This window comes from Bacillus sp. N13C7 (assembly GCF_026790065.1).
Classification (GTDB): Bacteria; Bacillota; Bacilli; order Bacillales; family Bacillaceae; genus Bacillus.
Genome location: NZ_JALAMO010000014.1, coordinates 1 through 15,974 on the forward strand (window position 1 = coordinate 1; position 15,974 = coordinate 15,974).

16 protein-coding genes are annotated in these 15,974 nt (G+C 42.8%); 5 read left to right on the top strand and 11 right to left on the bottom strand.

The window, feature by feature from the left end:
- Positions 1-190 precede the first annotated feature (190 nt).
- Complete coding sequence (locus tag MOB98_RS15610; RefSeq protein WP_268360249.1) at positions 191-1,075, bottom strand: nucleotidyltransferase-like protein; 885 nt, start codon at positions 1,073-1,075, stop codon at positions 191-193.
- A gap of 208 nt (positions 1,076-1,283) precedes the next feature.
- Between MOB98_RS15610 and MOB98_RS15615 the strand changes: the two genes are divergently transcribed.
- Positions 1,284-1,637 (top strand): YgzB family protein, encoded by a 354-nt coding sequence (locus tag MOB98_RS15615; RefSeq protein WP_268360250.1) that lies wholly within the window; start codon positions 1,284-1,286, stop codon positions 1,635-1,637.
- A 34-nt stretch (positions 1,638-1,671) separates the two neighbouring features.
- Here the strand turns inward: MOB98_RS15615 and perR are convergent, their stop codons facing one another.
- Together perR and bcp are read right to left on the bottom strand one after the other, a co-directional pair.
- On the bottom strand, positions 1,672-2,109 hold the full coding sequence (gene perR, locus MOB98_RS15620; protein WP_010333472.1) for a peroxide-responsive transcriptional repressor PerR: 438 nt from the start codon (positions 2,107-2,109) through the stop codon (positions 1,672-1,674).
- A gap of 132 nt (positions 2,110-2,241) precedes the next feature.
- Positions 2,242-2,715, bottom strand: coding sequence for a thioredoxin-dependent thiol peroxidase (bcp, locus tag MOB98_RS15625; RefSeq protein WP_268360251.1), 474 nt, complete (start codon positions 2,713-2,715; stop codon positions 2,242-2,244).
- 150 nt (positions 2,716-2,865) lie between these two features.
- On the opposite strand from bcp, the gene MOB98_RS15630 reads away from it, so the two are divergent.
- Both MOB98_RS15630 and MOB98_RS15635 read left to right on the top strand, forming a co-directional pair.
- Positions 2,866-4,155 (top strand): glutamate-1-semialdehyde 2,1-aminomutase, encoded by a 1,290-nt coding sequence (locus MOB98_RS15630; protein WP_268360252.1) that lies wholly within the window; start codon positions 2,866-2,868, stop codon positions 4,153-4,155.
- 218 nt (positions 4,156-4,373) lie between these two features.
- The gene (locus MOB98_RS15635; RefSeq protein ID WP_268360253.1) at positions 4,374-5,435 is read left to right on the top strand and encodes an aromatic acid exporter family protein; all 1,062 of its coding nucleotides are present in this window, start codon (positions 4,374-4,376) and stop codon (positions 5,433-5,435) included.
- 74 nt (positions 5,436-5,509) lie between these two features.
- Here MOB98_RS15635 and MOB98_RS15640 read toward each other — a convergent pair whose 3' ends face one another.
- From MOB98_RS15640 to fabL, 5 genes are all read right to left on the bottom strand, one after another.
- Positions 5,510-7,252 carry an ABC transporter ATP-binding protein gene (locus MOB98_RS15640; protein ID WP_268360254.1) on the bottom strand — a complete coding sequence of 581 codons (1,743 nt, stop codon included), beginning with the start codon at positions 7,250-7,252 and terminating at the stop codon, positions 5,510-5,512.
- An 86-nt stretch (positions 7,253-7,338) separates the two neighbouring features.
- Positions 7,339-7,869, bottom strand: coding sequence for a DUF402 domain-containing protein (locus MOB98_RS15645; protein ID WP_268360255.1), 531 nt, complete (start codon positions 7,867-7,869; stop codon positions 7,339-7,341).
- A 143-nt stretch (positions 7,870-8,012) separates the two neighbouring features.
- Positions 8,013-8,273, bottom strand: coding sequence for a YgaB family protein (locus MOB98_RS15650; RefSeq protein WP_268360256.1), 261 nt, complete (start codon positions 8,271-8,273; stop codon positions 8,013-8,015).
- 171 nt (positions 8,274-8,444) lie between these two features.
- Entirely contained in the window at positions 8,445-8,702 is a 258-nt protein-coding gene (sspE, locus tag MOB98_RS15655; RefSeq protein ID WP_268367259.1) for a gamma type acid-soluble spore protein SspE, read from the bottom strand.
- Positions 8,703-8,770: 68 nt separating this feature from the next.
- The gene (gene fabL / locus MOB98_RS15660) at positions 8,771-9,523 is read right to left on the bottom strand and encodes an enoyl-[acyl-carrier-protein] reductase FabL (protein ID WP_003223262.1); all 753 of its coding nucleotides are present in this window, start codon (positions 9,521-9,523) and stop codon (positions 8,771-8,773) included.
- Between the two features lie 81 nt (positions 9,524-9,604).
- Here fabL and MOB98_RS15665 point away from each other — a divergent pair, with 81 nt between their 5' ends.
- Entirely contained in the window at positions 9,605-9,829 is a 225-nt protein-coding gene (locus MOB98_RS15665) for a hypothetical protein (RefSeq protein ID WP_268360258.1), read from the top strand.
- Between the two features lie 7 nt (positions 9,830-9,836).
- Here MOB98_RS15665 and mutY read toward each other — a convergent pair whose 3' ends face one another.
- Complete coding sequence (gene mutY / locus MOB98_RS15670) at positions 9,837-10,946, bottom strand: A/G-specific adenine glycosylase (protein WP_268360259.1); 1,110 nt, start codon at positions 10,944-10,946, stop codon at positions 9,837-9,839.
- Between the two features lie 216 nt (positions 10,947-11,162).
- Between mutY and MOB98_RS15675 the strand changes: the two genes are divergently transcribed.
- Positions 11,163-12,146, top strand: a complete 984-nt coding sequence (locus MOB98_RS15675) for a metal-dependent hydrolase (RefSeq protein WP_268360260.1) — start codon at positions 11,163-11,165, stop codon at positions 12,144-12,146.
- On the opposite strand, the gene MOB98_RS15680 is transcribed toward MOB98_RS15675, so the two are convergent.
- Positions 12,143-14,725, bottom strand: coding sequence for a YfhO family protein (locus MOB98_RS15680; protein WP_268360261.1), 2,583 nt, complete (start codon positions 14,723-14,725; stop codon positions 12,143-12,145). The two genes, MOB98_RS15675 and MOB98_RS15680, sit on opposite strands and share 4 nt — an antisense overlap.
- Before the next feature lie 73 nt (positions 14,726-14,798).
- On the bottom strand, positions 14,799-15,788 hold the full coding sequence (locus MOB98_RS15685) for a glycosyltransferase family 2 protein (protein ID WP_268360262.1): 990 nt from the start codon (positions 15,786-15,788) through the stop codon (positions 14,799-14,801).
- Between the last annotated feature and the right edge of the window lie 186 nt (positions 15,789-15,974).

Here is a 15,974-nt window from a genome sequence, read left to right on the forward strand (position 1 = left end):
TAAAAAATGAATTAACAGGTACGTTTTGTCTTGTTTAGTTTTCAAAGATCATTTTCACTTCTTGTCGAAGCGACTTTATTAATATAACATTTCGACTTTCTTTTGTCAAATGTTTTTTTGATTTATTTCTCCGCCGCTGTGAGCTCATTTTTTCGTAAGCGCATCAGCGACGTTTAATAATATAACACGGTCAAGAATCAGAGTCAACATCTTTTTTAAAAGAATATCCTCGGTGATAGACAGCCTGTCCTTTCGTTTCCATCTGACTGACGTTGATAAGTCCCTTTTCCGTCAGGTAATCAAGCATAACGCCAAGGTCTTGGGTAAAGTGCTCTAGGTCAGGATGCTGAAGAAGCTCACCGAATTGCCAAATGTCTTTTTCTTTCATAACTTCGAAAAGATGTGCCGAACCGATCTCGGCTTTGGAATGAATAAGAAAATCATTTGCTAAGAATAATAATTCGAGTCTTTTTCCCAAGCTCTCGTGACTTTCGATGAGCTCGGAATATAATTTGTACACTTGTGGCTCCATCTGGCGCACTTGGCTCCATACCGTAGTTTCCGGATGGAATCCTCTGTCGATTACTTCAATACGCGCTAAATGATGCAGCGCATGAACAACTGCGTTGTAGGCATCTAAAAATTGATTGGCTTCAAAAAAAGCTTTTCCTTCAACATATCTTCTGATTAATTTTCCGTATTCGAGTCCGATCTTCAGTTTGCGTTCAGCAAACGGAAATGTATTCAGCCTGTCAATCAGCTCAGCAATGTATTCATTGCGATCAAACATGACTTTTCCGTTTACAATCCAATCTATGATTCTTCTATTTGTCCCGAGCAAAATCCATTCTTGAATCTGAGAATCTGTTACCACATGCAAAGAAGCTGTTTTTTGGTCAAATTCATAATGCTTTATAAAAACAGGCTCGTCAGCCTCCTTTACAATCACCAGCAAAGCGGCATCAAAGTTATCTGTTAAGGAAGATGTTTTGTTTCTTCTCTCAATCATTATGACAGCCAGTGTATTGGGATGACTTGCTCTTTCTTGGTAAATTGGACGGAGAAGATTATCCATCACTATTCCTCCAATGCAATTGTTCAAAATTTTTTTATTCTCTATTTGATTCAATTCTATGGTTAAAACGAAATTCCTTTTTTCTAAACACATTGAACTATTATAAACAATTTCACAGTAAGTCTCCATATGTAAATTCCAGTTCAACCGAAAACATGAAGAAAATCCCATCGGCTTTGTGCTATAGTTAAATCAGAGGGGGATGGACATGGCGAAATACTCCAGCAAAATTAATAAAATCAGAACATTTGCGTTAAGTTTGGTTTTCGTTGGGTTTATCATTATGTACATCGGGATCTTTTTCAAAGAGTCGGTTTTGCTTTCCAGTTTGTTTATGATACTTGGGCTTTTATCCATCGGACTCAGCACGGTTGTTTACTTTTGGATTGGAATGCTTTCGACCAAAGCGGTCCGCGTCATATGTCCGGGCTGCGAAAAAGAGACAAAGGTTTTAGGAAGAGTAGATATGTGCATGCATTGCAGGGAGCCTTTGACTTTAGATAAAGACTTAGAAGGAAAAGAATTTGATGAGTCATATAATAAAAAGAAAATCTCCAAATAAAATAAGCTGACCGTTTCGTGCGGTCAGCTTATTTTTAATGGTTTTCTTTTTTCGAACACTCTTGGCAGACGCCGTAAATTTCTAAACGGTGGTGGCTTACTTTAAAACCCGTAACATGGGCAGCGAGCTGTTCAACTTCGTCAAGGCCCGGGTAGTGGAAGTCCACAATTTTGCCGCAGCTTTCACAAATCGCGTGATAGTGATCGGATGTGACAAAATCAAATCTGCTGGAAGCATCGCCGTATGTGAGCTCTTTCACCAAACCGGATTCCCGAAACACACGCAAATTGTTATATACCGTCGCTACGCTCATGTTAGGAAATTTCCCTTCCAGAGCTTTATATATATCGTCCGCTGTTGGATGAGCCATAGAGTTAACGAGATATTCCAGAATCGCATGACGTTGAGGAGTAATGCGAACTCCGGTTTCCTTCAACGTTTCTAAGGCTTCTTTTAGTTCATGTGCAGCCATCCGTCATGCACCTCTCTTCTAAAAAAAATTCTTACATTGTAATGTTTATAATTAGTGTAACTCTTTTTACGATAATTTGTCAATTGGTATTAGGGCAAAAGTAAGCACTCCGTAAGAGGATGACAGACGAATTTACTTTTCCGACATATCTTTGAGTGTCTGTAGGGCTTCAGCGACATGGTCTTTCACTTTTACCTTTCTCCATTCTTTTACGAGCCGGCCTTCTTTGTCAATCAAAAAAGTGGAGCGCTCAATTCCCATATATTCTTTTCCGAAGTTTTTCTTCAGCTTCCATACGTCAAACGCCTCTGCCAGCTTATGTTCATCATCAACAAGAAGCAGAAATGGAAGGTTATGCTTCTCCTTGAATTTCCCGTGCTTTTCCTGGCTGTCCGGGCTGACGCCGATAATAACGGCATCCAGTTCAGCGAAGCTTTCGTGGCTGTCCCGAAAATCGCATGCTTCAGTTGTGCATCCCGGTGTCATGTCCTTTGGGTAAAAGTAAAGCACGATATACTTACCTTTATAATCCGATAATGTTACTGTTTCCCCATGATCGCCTTTCAACTCAATATCTGGCGCTTTTTGTCCGATTTCAATAGTCATTACGTTACCTCCGGATGTGTTTTTATTAAGCGTATCCAATTCTTGTCCAGATTACAACTATCCCCTTCATTCTAAGTTTGAATCCATTGTTCTTGTTCAGAAGCATGCTACAATAGAAGGGACGCATGGAGATATAGGAGGTTTTTATTCTTGCATACAAAATCAATTGAACTTCACAATGAGGCATTAGAGCACATTGTCGGCGGTGTAAACAGCCCGTCTAGATCATATAAAGCAGTCGGCGGCGGTTCTCCCGTCGCAATGGAAAAAGCAAAGGGCGCTTATTTTTGGGATGTGGACGGCAACAAATACATTGATTATTTAGCGGCGTACGGTCCAATTATTACAGGACATGCCCACCCGCATATTACAGAAGCGATTAAAAAAGCAGCAGAGAATGGTGTATTGTACGGTACCCCAACGAAACATGAGGTTACATTTGCTAAGATGCTCAAAGAAGCCATTCCTGCTATGGACAAAGTAAGATTCGTCAATTCGGGAACAGAAGCTGTTATGACGACTATCCGTGTGGCTCGCGCATATACAGGCCGGACCAAAATCATTAAATTTGCAGGCTGTTATCACGGACATTCAGATCTTGTTCTTGTCGCTGCAGGTTCCGGCCCGTCAACTCTCGGCACACCAGACTCAGCCGGTGTACCGAAAAGCATCGCAAACGAAGTGATCACAGTTCCATTTAATGATATCGAAAGCTACAAAGCGGCCCTTGATAAATGGGGCAGTGAAATCGCGGCAGTTCTCGTTGAACCGATTGTCGGCAACTTCGGTATCGTTGAGCCGATAGAAGGTTTCTTAGAAAAAGTAAATGAATTGACGCACAACGCAGGCGCTCTCGTTATTTACGATGAAGTTATTACGGCTTTCCGTTTTATGTATGGCGGCGCGCAGGATCTCTTACAGGTGAAACCGGATTTAACTGCTCTCGGAAAAATTATCGGCGGCGGACTTCCGATCGGCGCCTATGGCGGTAAAAAAGAAATCATGGAGCAGGTAGCTCCGCTTGGACCGGCTTATCAGGCTGGAACAATGGCCGGGAATCCAGCTTCCATCCTATCAGGCATCGCTTGTCTGGAAGTACTCAAAGAGGAAGGCGTGTATGAAAAGCTTGATCATCTAGGCGCAATGCTGGAGGAGGGCATTTTACAGCACGCGGAAACACACGGCATCACAATTACGGTTAACCGGTTAAAGGGTGCACTTACGGTTTATTTCTCTGATGAGAAAGTTGAAAATTATGAGCAGGCTGAACGGAGTGACGGAGAAACATTCGCTACGTTTTTCAAGCTGATGCTGGAACGCGGAATTAATTTAGCACCTTCTAAATATGAGGCCTGGTTTATTACAACAGCACATACAGAGCAGGATATAAAAGACACGCTTGCAGCGGTTGAGGATGCTTTTAAACATCTTAAAAACTAGAATCAGACACCTTTGACAGGAGCATTGAGCTCCTGTTTTTTTATTGCTTCTAACATCGTGTAAGATTTTGGTCATTTTCTTGAAAAATAGCTTGAATATTTGTATCGATCCCTGTATATTACTTAATTGTTTAGCAAATAAACTGACCGGGAATTTTAAGGATTAGCCATTTGCTATGTCACACAATTTATTATAGAAAGGAATGCACGCACAAACTAATGAAACTTGGTGCCCGCATTTTCAAAACAGGGATTGCGATTACACTTGCCCTTTATTTGGCTTCGTGGATTGGGCTTCCCGCGCCGATTTTCGCTGGGATTGCAGCGATATTTGCGATCCAGCCGTCGATTTACCGCTCTTTTCTCATTATTATTGATCAGGTTCAGGCAAATATCATCGGAGCTGTGATTGCCACAGTGTTCGGCCTTATTTTTGGACCCAGCCCGATTATGATCGGGTTGACAGCAGTTATTGTCATTACAATCATGCTGAAACTTAAAATTGAACATACCATTTCAATTGCTCTTGTAACAGTCATTGCGATATTAGAATCTGCCGGCGACGACTTTTTAATGTTCGCGCTGATCAGAACAAGCACAGTCATCTTAGGGGTGCTTTCTTCCTTTATCGTTAACCTTGTGTTTTTGCCTCCTAAGTACGAAACAAAGCTGATTCATAATACAGTCGAAAACACAGAAGAAATTATGAAGTGGATCAGGCTAAGCATGCGGCAGTCAACAGAGCATTCGATTTTGAAAGAGGATATTGAAAAACTGAAAGAAAAAATGATCAAACTTGATCAGACTTATCTTCTATATAAAGAAGAAAGAAGTTACTTTAAGAAAACGACTTATGTAAAATCACGAAAGCTTGTCCTGTTCAGACAGGCAATCATTACTGCAAACCGAGCGCTTGATACACTTAAGAAGCTGCATCGTCTGGAAAACGACATCTATCATATGCCGGAAGAGTTTCAGGAAACACTGACTGAAGAACTTGATTACCTGCTTCACTGGCATGAACGGATTTTGATGCGATTTGTCGGCAAAATCAAGCCGCATGATGACGCAGTTGAAGAAGGCATTCGATATAAGCAGCTTTTAACAAAATCATTTTTAAAAAACCAGCAGAACACGGATGATGAGCTTATTGATTACAACATGCTCAATATTATGGCAAGTGCAGTAGAATACCGCGAGCAGCTTGAACATTTAGAAACACTTATCACAAGTTTTCAAACGTATCATCCGAAAGACTGCGAAATAGAAACAGAAGAGTAACCCGGTTACAGAGCCGGGTTTTTTTATATACAAAAAAATCTTATACCCTTGTTGAAAGGATATAAGATTCAAGTTCAGTTCAAATTTTGAATGGTAAATAAGTGCTTGTACTGGCTGTCATAGTCCATGAGCTCATCATGGGTTCCGATTTCGATGATTGTGCCGTTTTCCATGACAACAATCTTATCCGCATGTGTGATGGTCGATAAGCGGTGGGCGACAACAAAAGTTGTTCTGTCCTTCGCCAGTTTGTCCATCGCTTCTTGAATGTAATGCTCGCTTTCCAAATCAAGAGCTGATGTCGCTTCATCTAAAATGAGGAGCGGCGGATTTTTCAGAAATACCCTCGCAATTGAGATTCGCTGCTTTTGCCCGCCTGACAGCTTAACGCCTCTTTCTCCCACCCGGGTCTCATACCCTTCAGGAAAACTCATAATAAATTCATGGGCATTGGCAGCTTTGGCAGCTTCCATAATCTCTTCAAGAGTGGCATCAGGTTTGCCGATTGCGATATTTTCCCGAATCGTCTCACTGAATAAAAAGGTATCCTGAAGCACCATGCCAACCTGGTTGCGAAGGCTTCTCGCTTCATAATCGCGAATATCTGTCCCGTCAATCAGCAGTCTGCCGTTTGTCACATCATAAAATCTCGGGATCAGGCTGACGAGTGTTGATTTGCCCCCTCCGCTCATGCCGACGAGAGCTACAGTTTCTCCTCTATTCACTTTTAAAGAGACATCATGGAGAATGTTTTCTTTTTCCTTCTCATATTGAAATGAAACGTTTTGAAATTCAACTTCTCCGCGGATCTGATCTGCCTTAATGGCATTTGGTTTGTCAGTGAGTTCATACGGCTCGTCAATAAATTCAAACACCCTGTCCATTGATGCAATTGACTGTGTCAATGTTGTAGACGAATTAATCAGCCTTCTAACAGGGTTGTACATTCTGTCAATATATCCGACAAACGCGACCATTGTTCCGACTGTCAGCGGTCCATTAATGACAAAATAACCGGCGCATGCAATCACGATGAGCGGCGCCAAATCTGTTATGGTATTGACGACCGCAAAGGTTTTGGCATTCCAATTCGTGTGGCGGATGGCTTTATCTAAGAAATGGCTGTTTTTCTCATTAAAATGAGCCTGTTCATGATCTTCTATCGCAAAGCTTCTGATAACAGGCATGCCTTGAATGCGCTCGTGCAAATGACCCTGCACTTGAGCGAGCGCCTGCGAGCGCTCTCTTGTCAGCTTTCTTAAACGGCCGTAAAAATACTTCACCGATATGCCGTATAATGGAAATAAAACGATAGAGATCAGTGTTAATTTAATATCCAGTGTCAGCATGATAGAGATCACAATCAAAATCGTCAGCATATCAAGCCATATATTCATCAGTCCCGTGATGACAAAATCCTTTGTTTGTTCTACATCATTGATCACTCGGGAAATAACTTCCCCTGTTCTCGTATTCGCATAAAACCGAAGGCTCAGCTTCTGTATATGGTCAAACAGCTTGGCCCTTATATCATAAAGCACCTTGCTGGCTGTCCACTGGGCAAAATATTGACGATAATATTCAACAGGCGGGCGCAAAATTAAAAATAAGGCGAACATGATCGCCATAATGGTGAACAATGACGTGGTTTTGTCACTGGCCGTGCCGCCTCCTTGAATAATGTCATCAACTACGTACTTCAGAAGCAATGGGAGAGCAAGCGGAATGGAGAATTTTACGATCCCGATTAATACTGTAATAAAAATTTGCTTCTTATAAGGTTTGACGAATTGCATGTAGCGTTTCATGACCCCCACGTTGATTCCCCCTCTCTCTTTACCATGATGTGTGTGAGCCCATGTGAAAAACCTGTTGTACCCCGCAACAGGTTTTTACGTAACTATTATTTTGTATAGCGCAAATACCGTTCATACCACATATCGACAAACTCGGGCGCAAACGGCCCCTGCCGCTGGTGAATCCAGTGGAGCAGCGTGTTTAAGTAGTCTCTTAAAATACTGTCGATTTCTTTTGGGTAATTCATGGCTTTCCGATGATCGTCATATTCGTCTTCATCGAGAATATTGTAGGTCATATCAGGGAAAACCTTAACATCCAAGTCATAATCAATATATTTAATTGCTTCGCCATCATAGGCAAATGGAGAACTGATGTTGCAATAGTAATGAACCCCGTCTTCCCTCAGCATCCCGATGACATTAAACCATTGTCTTGCGTGAAAATAACAGATTGCGGGCTCTCTCGTTATCCATGTCCGGCCGTCTGATTCGGTTACCATCGTCCGGTCATTGGCTCCGATGACACACATTTCTGTACTTTTTAAGATTGTTGTCTCATTCCAAATTCTATGAATCAGCCCGTTATGCTTATAGCTGTGAATTTGAACGGTTTCTCCTTCCTTGGGATAGCCCATATTTCTCCCCTACTTTCTATAAAGCCCTACAGTTAGTATGTCCAAATTTGCTTACCGACAACGTCTTTTACCTATTATAACGTTACAAATTGAAAAATGAAAATAAAAGAGCCATTCCGGCCGGGGAATGGCACATTCCTGCTCTACACAAAGGAAGACGGCTTTTCTGAGCTGCGATAAGAACGAATCACCTGCTCTGTCTGCTTTTGAAACATATCTTGAATATCGGCAAGGTGTTTCCGTTTTACCGCAATTTCAACCCGAATATCGTGCAGCCTTGCATCCCTTTCCAAATGCCGGAGTTCTGCTTCAATTTGTTTGCAGCGGTCGAGCTCTGATTGGAGATCGAGAAGCTTATCCATCGTTTTCATTTGTTCGCTTACCAGCTTTTCAAATTCCGTCATCGGTTCCTCCTTAGCCCGGTGAAAGTATAAACGTTTCCTCCTTTATTCATTTCGATTCCAATTCAGCAAACCCTTTGACTCATTCTGTAGACCTTTCACAAGTTTTGTCGTTTTCAAACAGAAAAAAAGCACTTCCACCCGAAGATGAAGTGCTTTTTTCTGTTTCAGTGATTAGCTGTTTTGTTGTTTGTTTTGTTCAGCAGATTGGTTTTGCTGTCTTACCTGCTGAACGTTCGTTTCACTAGCGAATTCAGTGCCGAATTGACCTTGTTGGCCAGCAGCTGATTGCTGGTTTTGTTTTCTGACTTGCTGAACGTTTGTTTCGCTAGCAAATTCAGTGCCGAATTGACCTTGACCAGCAGCTGATTGTTGATTTTGTTTTCTAACTTGTTGTGCGTTTGTTTTGCTGAAATTGTTTGAGTTAGCCATTGTTATCACCTCCACGGTCATTAGAATGTGCAGGTGACCGTATGGCTATTCCTCTTTTTTAAAAATTTTTAAACGAGCAGTGAGCGTCCGCCGTCAACGATAATTGTCTGTCCGCGAATCATGTCAGCCTTGGAAGACACTAGAAATTCAACTGTATCAACCATATCTTTAATTTCGACCATGCGTCCCGCCGGCGTGTTTTGACGCGCATCCTCAAGCAGATCCTCTCTGTTCGGGAAGTGTTTCAGTGCATCTGTGTCAATCGCTCCGCCTGAAACGGCATTGACGATAATTTGTTTTGGTGAAAGTTCCACTGCAAGATAACGGGTTAATGCTTCTAACGCCGCTTTTGATACACCAACCGTCGTGTAGTTTTCAAGGTAGCGGATAGAGCCTAAAGAACTGATGCTGACGATATGCCCGCCTCCGTTCTTTTCCATTAGCTTGGCTGCTTCCTGAGCGCAGAAAAGCAATGCTTTCGCGTTAATGTTCATCGTCCAGTCCCAATGTGTTTCTTCTAATTCCATGACAGGTCTCAGAACGCCTGAAGCGGCATTATTGACAAAAACATCAAGTCTGCCGAACGTTTCATCAATTTGCTGAAACATTTCTTTGATTTTTGCCGGCTGTCCTACGTTTGCTTTTACGACAAGCACTTTGACGCCAAGCTTTTCGATTTCTTCCGCTGTTTCCAAAGCTGCTTTTTTGCTGCGTGCATAGTTAATGACGATGTTATAGCCGTTCTCAGCAAGTCTGATCGCAGCTGCTTTTCCGACACCTCGGCTGCTTCCTGTTACGAGTGCGCATTTATTTTGTTCCATTTTTCCTCATCTCCTTGTAGCGTATAGTTCTTTTATTTCCACAAACAATAATGGCAAGAACTTATAAGGGGGTCTTCTGTTATGTATGTCGGACGTGATATGAGCGAATTAAACATGGTTTCCAAAAAAGAGTGGAAAAACAGTGAACTCGCCTATTTTCATCATGCCTTTCAGCAAATTATGCCTTATTTGAACGAAGAAGGCCAATCAAAATACCGGGAATTAACGCAAGAAATTGAAGCGCGCGGCGGCATGAAGCGCAATGAAGCGGACTACAGCCACGGCACGCGCGTCACTTACGATTAAGACGTTCTTACGGAGCAGCCGAGTATGCGGCTGCTTCCACTGCCATCTTCCAGATTTTTTGATGTGACACCGGGAACGCAAATTGTTCGAGCTCTTCTTTCGTTACTTTTTTCAGCTCAACGGTATCCGACACTTGTTTTACTTTACCGAAAAACACAGAAATATTCCATACCAGGTGGGTGAAAACGTGCTCTACTACACCTTGCAGATCACTAATATCAGCTTGTATCCCGCATTCGTTTTCTAAAAATGCAGCGAGCTGTTCGCGCTCGGTCTTAATCCCTTTTTGCGTTTCAAGATTAGGGAATTCCCACAGGTTGGCAAGCAAACCTTTTGACGGCCGTTTGTGTATATACACTTGTCCGTCTTCATCAGTCAGCACGATTGCGGCCATTGTTTTGATTCCGGGCTTTTTCTTTTTGCTTTTTACCGGAAGTTCCCGTTCAGTGCCTTCATCAAATGCCGAGCAATGCCGCTGAACTGGACATAATAGGCATGAAGGCGATTTCGGCGTGCAGATCAAGGCTCCAAGCTCCATCAGGCCTTGATTGAATTCAGATGGTTTTTCTTTGGAGATGAATGCACGGACTGCTTCTTCAAAGATCGTTCTTGTTTTTGGCTTGGCAATATCGTCCCAAATGGAAAGAATCCTGGACATGACACGCATCACATTTCCGTCAACCGCAGGAATCGGTTTATTATAGGCGATGCTGAGCACAGCTCCCTTTGTATAAGGGCCGACGCCTTTTAAGCCGCCAAACGCTTTCTCTTCTGATGGAACAATGCCGCCGTACTCGTGTTTCACTTCTTTTACCGCACTTTGCAGATTTCTGACTCGGGAATAATAGCCGAGCCCCTCCCATGCTTTCAGCACTTTTTCTTCATCAGCATCAGCGAGCGCTTCCACTGTTGGGAACTGTTCCACAAACCGCAGAAAGTATGGAATCACCGTCTCTACTCTCGTTTGCTGCAGCATCACTTCAGATACCCACACTTTATATGGATCTTGGTCCTCTCTCCACGGCAGCATGCGCTGCTCCCGTTCGAACCATGAGATTAAATCATCGCGAAATTGCTGTATGTCTTTTTGTTTTAATTTGTCTTCAAGTACGTTCATATGTGTTTCTCCCCAGTCTTTCGCGCCCCGCTTTTCTTTCGACTGTTTTTTGTTGTACACTAAGGGCACAGTACGATAATATGTTACATTAAATAGAAGTAAAGAAAAAGCGGAAACATATGAGAACGATTGAATCGATTTAAAAATTGGGTATATGAAAATGGGGAATATCTTACAAAAGTGAATGTGCAGGACAATCCTGCAAGGAGGTCACCTATGGATACAGGCACACATGTCGTCATGGGCATCGCACTGGGCGGTATTGCAACGCTTGATCCTGTAGTCGGATCAGATCCGGCAATGGCTCACGCTGTTATGATCGCAACGCTTGCGGGCTCTCAGGCTCCGGATATTGATACTGTGTTAAAGCTTAAAAATAATGCGGTTTATATAAGAAATCATAGAGGATTTACCCATTCAATTCCCGCCGTTTTATTTTGGTCTGTCATCATCCCGGCCATTCTGTATATATTTTATCCGCAGGCCGATTTTCTGCACCTGTGGCTGTGGACACTGCTGGCAGTCGTGCTGCATGTCTTTGTTGATATTTTCAACGCGTACGGAACGCAAGCGATACGTCCGTTTTCGAAAAAATGGGTTGCGCTCGGCCTGATTAATACGTTTGATCCGTTTATTTTTATCAGCCATCTGGCGGCGATTGCGGTTTGGTATGCAGGCGGCAGTCCCGGCATCACATTTCTCAGCTTATATATCATATTGGCAGGCTATTATTTGGTGCGCCTGATCATGCAGCTGAGAATTAAACGGAAGCTACATGAGATGATTCATGATGAGATCGAAAGCATTATTATTTCCCCAACGATGAAATTCAGACAATGGCGGATCGCCGTGACGACAGCCCATGCTTTTTATGTAGGAAGAAGCATGGAAGGACATGTGGTGATTCTGGATACGTTTAACCGCGTGCCAGTTCCTGAAACCGAAGTGATGCAAGCGGCAAAACAGGATGATAACATCGCGGCGTTTCTGTCGTTTTCTCCGGTTTACCGGTGGGAAGTGGATACGTTTAAAGATCATTATGAGGTGAGGTTTATTGACCTTCGTTATCGGAGCAAAGGCCATTATCCGTTTGTGGCTATCGTTCATATCGGCCATGACCTCAAAATTCGATCTTCTTATACGGGATGGATATTCAGCGAAGAAAAGCTTCAGAAAAAACTAAAGCTCGGCTCTATTTAGAGCCGGGCTTTTTTTCGTCTTATATATAAAACAGCAAGCAGCAGACTGACGAAAGATATGAGCGCCGATATTTTGAAGTATGGCGGATAGTAGGTCAGTTCAATGTGATTGTCTCCCTTTTGCGCTTTGAAGCCTATAAAAGCATAATCTGCTTTTTCGATCGTCTGCGGTTTCCCGTTGACCTTCAGCTCCCAGCCTTTTTCATAGGGGATCGGTAGCATGATGTACTCATTTTTCGGAAGGCGATATGCAAACGTCAGCTTATTTTTATCCCATTTCAGGTCGTCTGCTTTCTCTGTCTTATTTTGCAGTACTGCGCTATTCAGCGTTTGATAGTTTTCTTCATAAAGCGCTATGTTTCTCAGCTCATACGTTCCTTTCGGAAGTTTGATTGAGATAGCGCCTGATTTAGGCACTCTGATCGTGATATCATTTACTCCGGTTTTATAAATCGATTGGTTTGATTTCCTCGTCGTGACATAATCATTTACCTTTAACGTAAATCCTTTGTCTTTTGCTTTGCTTTTCAAATAAAAGCTGACATAGTAGTCTCCCGGAGCGGATGACGCCTGTTTCGGAGTGATCATTAGTTCTCCTCCGCTTTCTCCAGTTACGATAAACAGTCCATTTTGATACTGGGCATGTTTTGCGGTGATGTCAGATTCAGGAAGAAGATTGGTCAGTTTTGGTGCCTGCTCCGTTTTTCCCGATGGATCTGCTATTACAATCCCTTTCAGCATTGCCTGTTCTTTCGAAAGTGCGGGCATTTTGTCCAGCTCGCTTTCGCTGTATATGGCATCGGCTGATTTGACGAAAGGAAGCATGTATTGATTTTCATAAACGACATAATGCTCCGATTCCAAATACTTTTTGAAGCCGTACGGGACGCTGGCTTCGTTTGTTTTTTCCGTCATATAGTATTTGCCGTAAAGCAGGCTGTACAAATTCGCCCTGTCTCCCAATGACGCATAACGGCTGACGCTTTCCCTCCCCATATCGATGCTCAACTCATTCCAATAGAAGCTCAGCAAATCTTTGTTTAAAATGCTGGAATAGGCACTGAAACCATTGAATCCGTAAATGATTGGCGTATTATTGCGAACCCCGTTCATCCAGTCGATTCTCATGAGCGGATCATCGTCTTCCCTCTGTAAACGCCTGATAAGTTCAGCTGATTCTTGTCCTCTGTATTCCTCACCTGTGAGATATGCCCTTGTCACACTGTCCAGGCCGCCACCTTCAGAGAGTGCGTGCTTTTGATAGGTGTTGGCGACAAAGAGAGAGGATAGAATGATCACACCGTACACAGCCACCGTTGCCCATTTCTTCGCAAAAGCCGCAGCAAACAAGGCAGCGATTGTCAGGAATAAAAGCAATAGAATGCTTTCATTCGCAGGCTTCCATAGATCCAGCTCATACCGTTGGATATGATACAAGTAAAGAAGCAGAACAAGAGCGGCGGCCGGGAGCAGTTCTTTGTGCTTGAGCTTGGCAAGCTGTGACAGGCCCGCCGCTGCCGCACCGGCGATCGTAAAGGCCAGAACATATTCAAACCTGTTTTGCGGGGCGGAAAAGCCGTTAAACACACTTGCTGCATACGGGCTGAAATGAAACAGAATAAACAGCAGGCTCAATCCGGCAAAGAGTCGAAACACGCGGTTTTTGTAAAACGTCACAATAAACAAAAACAGCAGAAAGGCAGCCGGCAAAATGATGATCCGGCTCGAAAATAAGATATTATCATCGAAATTGAACCACTCTATTTTTTGGCTGTACGGAGGGCGCAGGTTGTTTAAATAACCGTATACCACCGGCACAAACGCAGCCGCACTGATGCCAAAGGAAACGATGCCCGAAACCAAAAACATTCTGCATTGAATCCATCTTTTCTCTTCATGTTCCTCCAGTCTGATCAGCCACCTGAACAGCACGTAGATTCCGATGAAAATGAGGTTTATGTATGCAAAGTAAAAATTGTTGATTAACGTCAGCGAGCACGCAACGATAAACCATGCCGGACGCCGCTCTCTCATGATTTTTTCTGCTCCGAGCACAAGCAGAGGAAGCCAAATCATAGTATCGGTAAAGAATTCCCAATACGCTTCGTGGCGGAAATAAATGATCGACACACCGTATAACACGGCCCCCGTAAACGACGCTGCTCTATGTTTGAGAAGGTAGTGAAAAACTGAAGCGGCCGTAAAGATGATCACGCTCAGTTTGAAAATGCTGATAAAAACAGCTGACTCTGCCCAAAAAAGCGTATCCGCTTCTCCAATCAGCTGTACGGCTTGAAGAAGCCAGACGGCGGCAGAGACCGCAAGAAAAAGAAAGGAAGCAGAAAAATAATAGCCAAGCTGACTGAATGTGCCGCCGCCAAGTCCGAATGAGTAATTGTAGAAAAAATTCCCGTGTGAATATTGGTCAAATAATAATTGTTTAAATACGATCATTTGCGCAAGCCCGTCACCCGGACCTGTCATATATCTGCCGTCCGCCCATTCTTTCACAAAAAAAGCGTGTGCCAGAATGGAGACCAGCAGACTGGCCGCATAGATCATGACATATTTTCTTTTCATATACATTCTCCAGTCTTGCTTTTGAGATGGTAGTAGACACGCAAAAAAAGCACTGCCAATGGTATTGGTGATTTCAGTGCATTTTTGTCAGACGCCGCACGCTTTTCAATTCGTTCGTTTCAGGCATGTCTTTGTTCGGGATATTCGCTTCTTTAATCAAATAATGCGGGCGTTTTTTTGTTTCATAATAGATTCGGCCAATATATTCCCCTATGATTCCGAGGCTTAACAGCTGTACTCCGCCGAGAAATAACACAGCTGAGATGATAGTGAAATATCCTGGCACAGAAATGCCGTTTGTCAAAATTTTAACAAATGTAGTAATGATATAAATGATGGAAAGCAGCAAAATGAAAATGCCGGTATAAAAGCAAATTCTCAGCGGTTTATGATTAAATGATACAACGCCGTCCATCCCGTAGTTAAACAGGCTGCTGAACGACCATTTGGATGTGCCGTTTTTTCGTTCGACATTTTCATAAAACACAATTTTCTGATCGAAGCCGATCCAGCAAAACAAACCTTTTGAGAAGCGGTTGCCTTCGCTCAGCTTCAAAAGGGCGTTCACGGCTTGGCGGCTCAACAGCCGAAAGTCCCCGACACCGTCACGCAAATCAACCTCCACCGCTTTATTGATGAACTTGTAATACAGAGAGGACAAGAGTGAGCGGACAGGGCTGTCCCCTTTTCTGTTCCTTTGGGCAATGACTTGATCATAGCCTTCTTCATAGCCTTTAATAAAATCCTTCAGCAAATAGGTCGGATGCTGCAGATCGGCGTCCATTACAATAACCGCCTCGCCTTGGGCATGCTCAAAGCCTGCCAGAATCGCGGCTTCTTTTCCGAAGTTTCGAGAAAAAGATATGTATTTTACCCGGCTGCATACGGCGGCCAAGTCTTTGATCTGCTGAAGCGTGTCATCAACACTTCCGTCGTTTATGAAGAAAATTTCATAATCATAATGAATGCTCTTAAATTCCTTTTTCAAAGATTCATGAATGAGCTTGACATTATACCCTTCATTGTAAGACGGGATAATAATTGAGATTAATCCTTGCTTCATTAAGGCACCTTCTTTTTATTATTCTTTTTAAGCATTGCCTTAGGGGAGTTTTTGCACAAATCTTCAGTAAGGCTATTCCTTTTTTTAAAGTCGTTTAAACCTGTTTTTTGTTACATTTTTCAGGTGACATTCATGATTTTTATTGTTATTTTGTCATGTTTAAAACAGACTATGAAAAAAACGCAC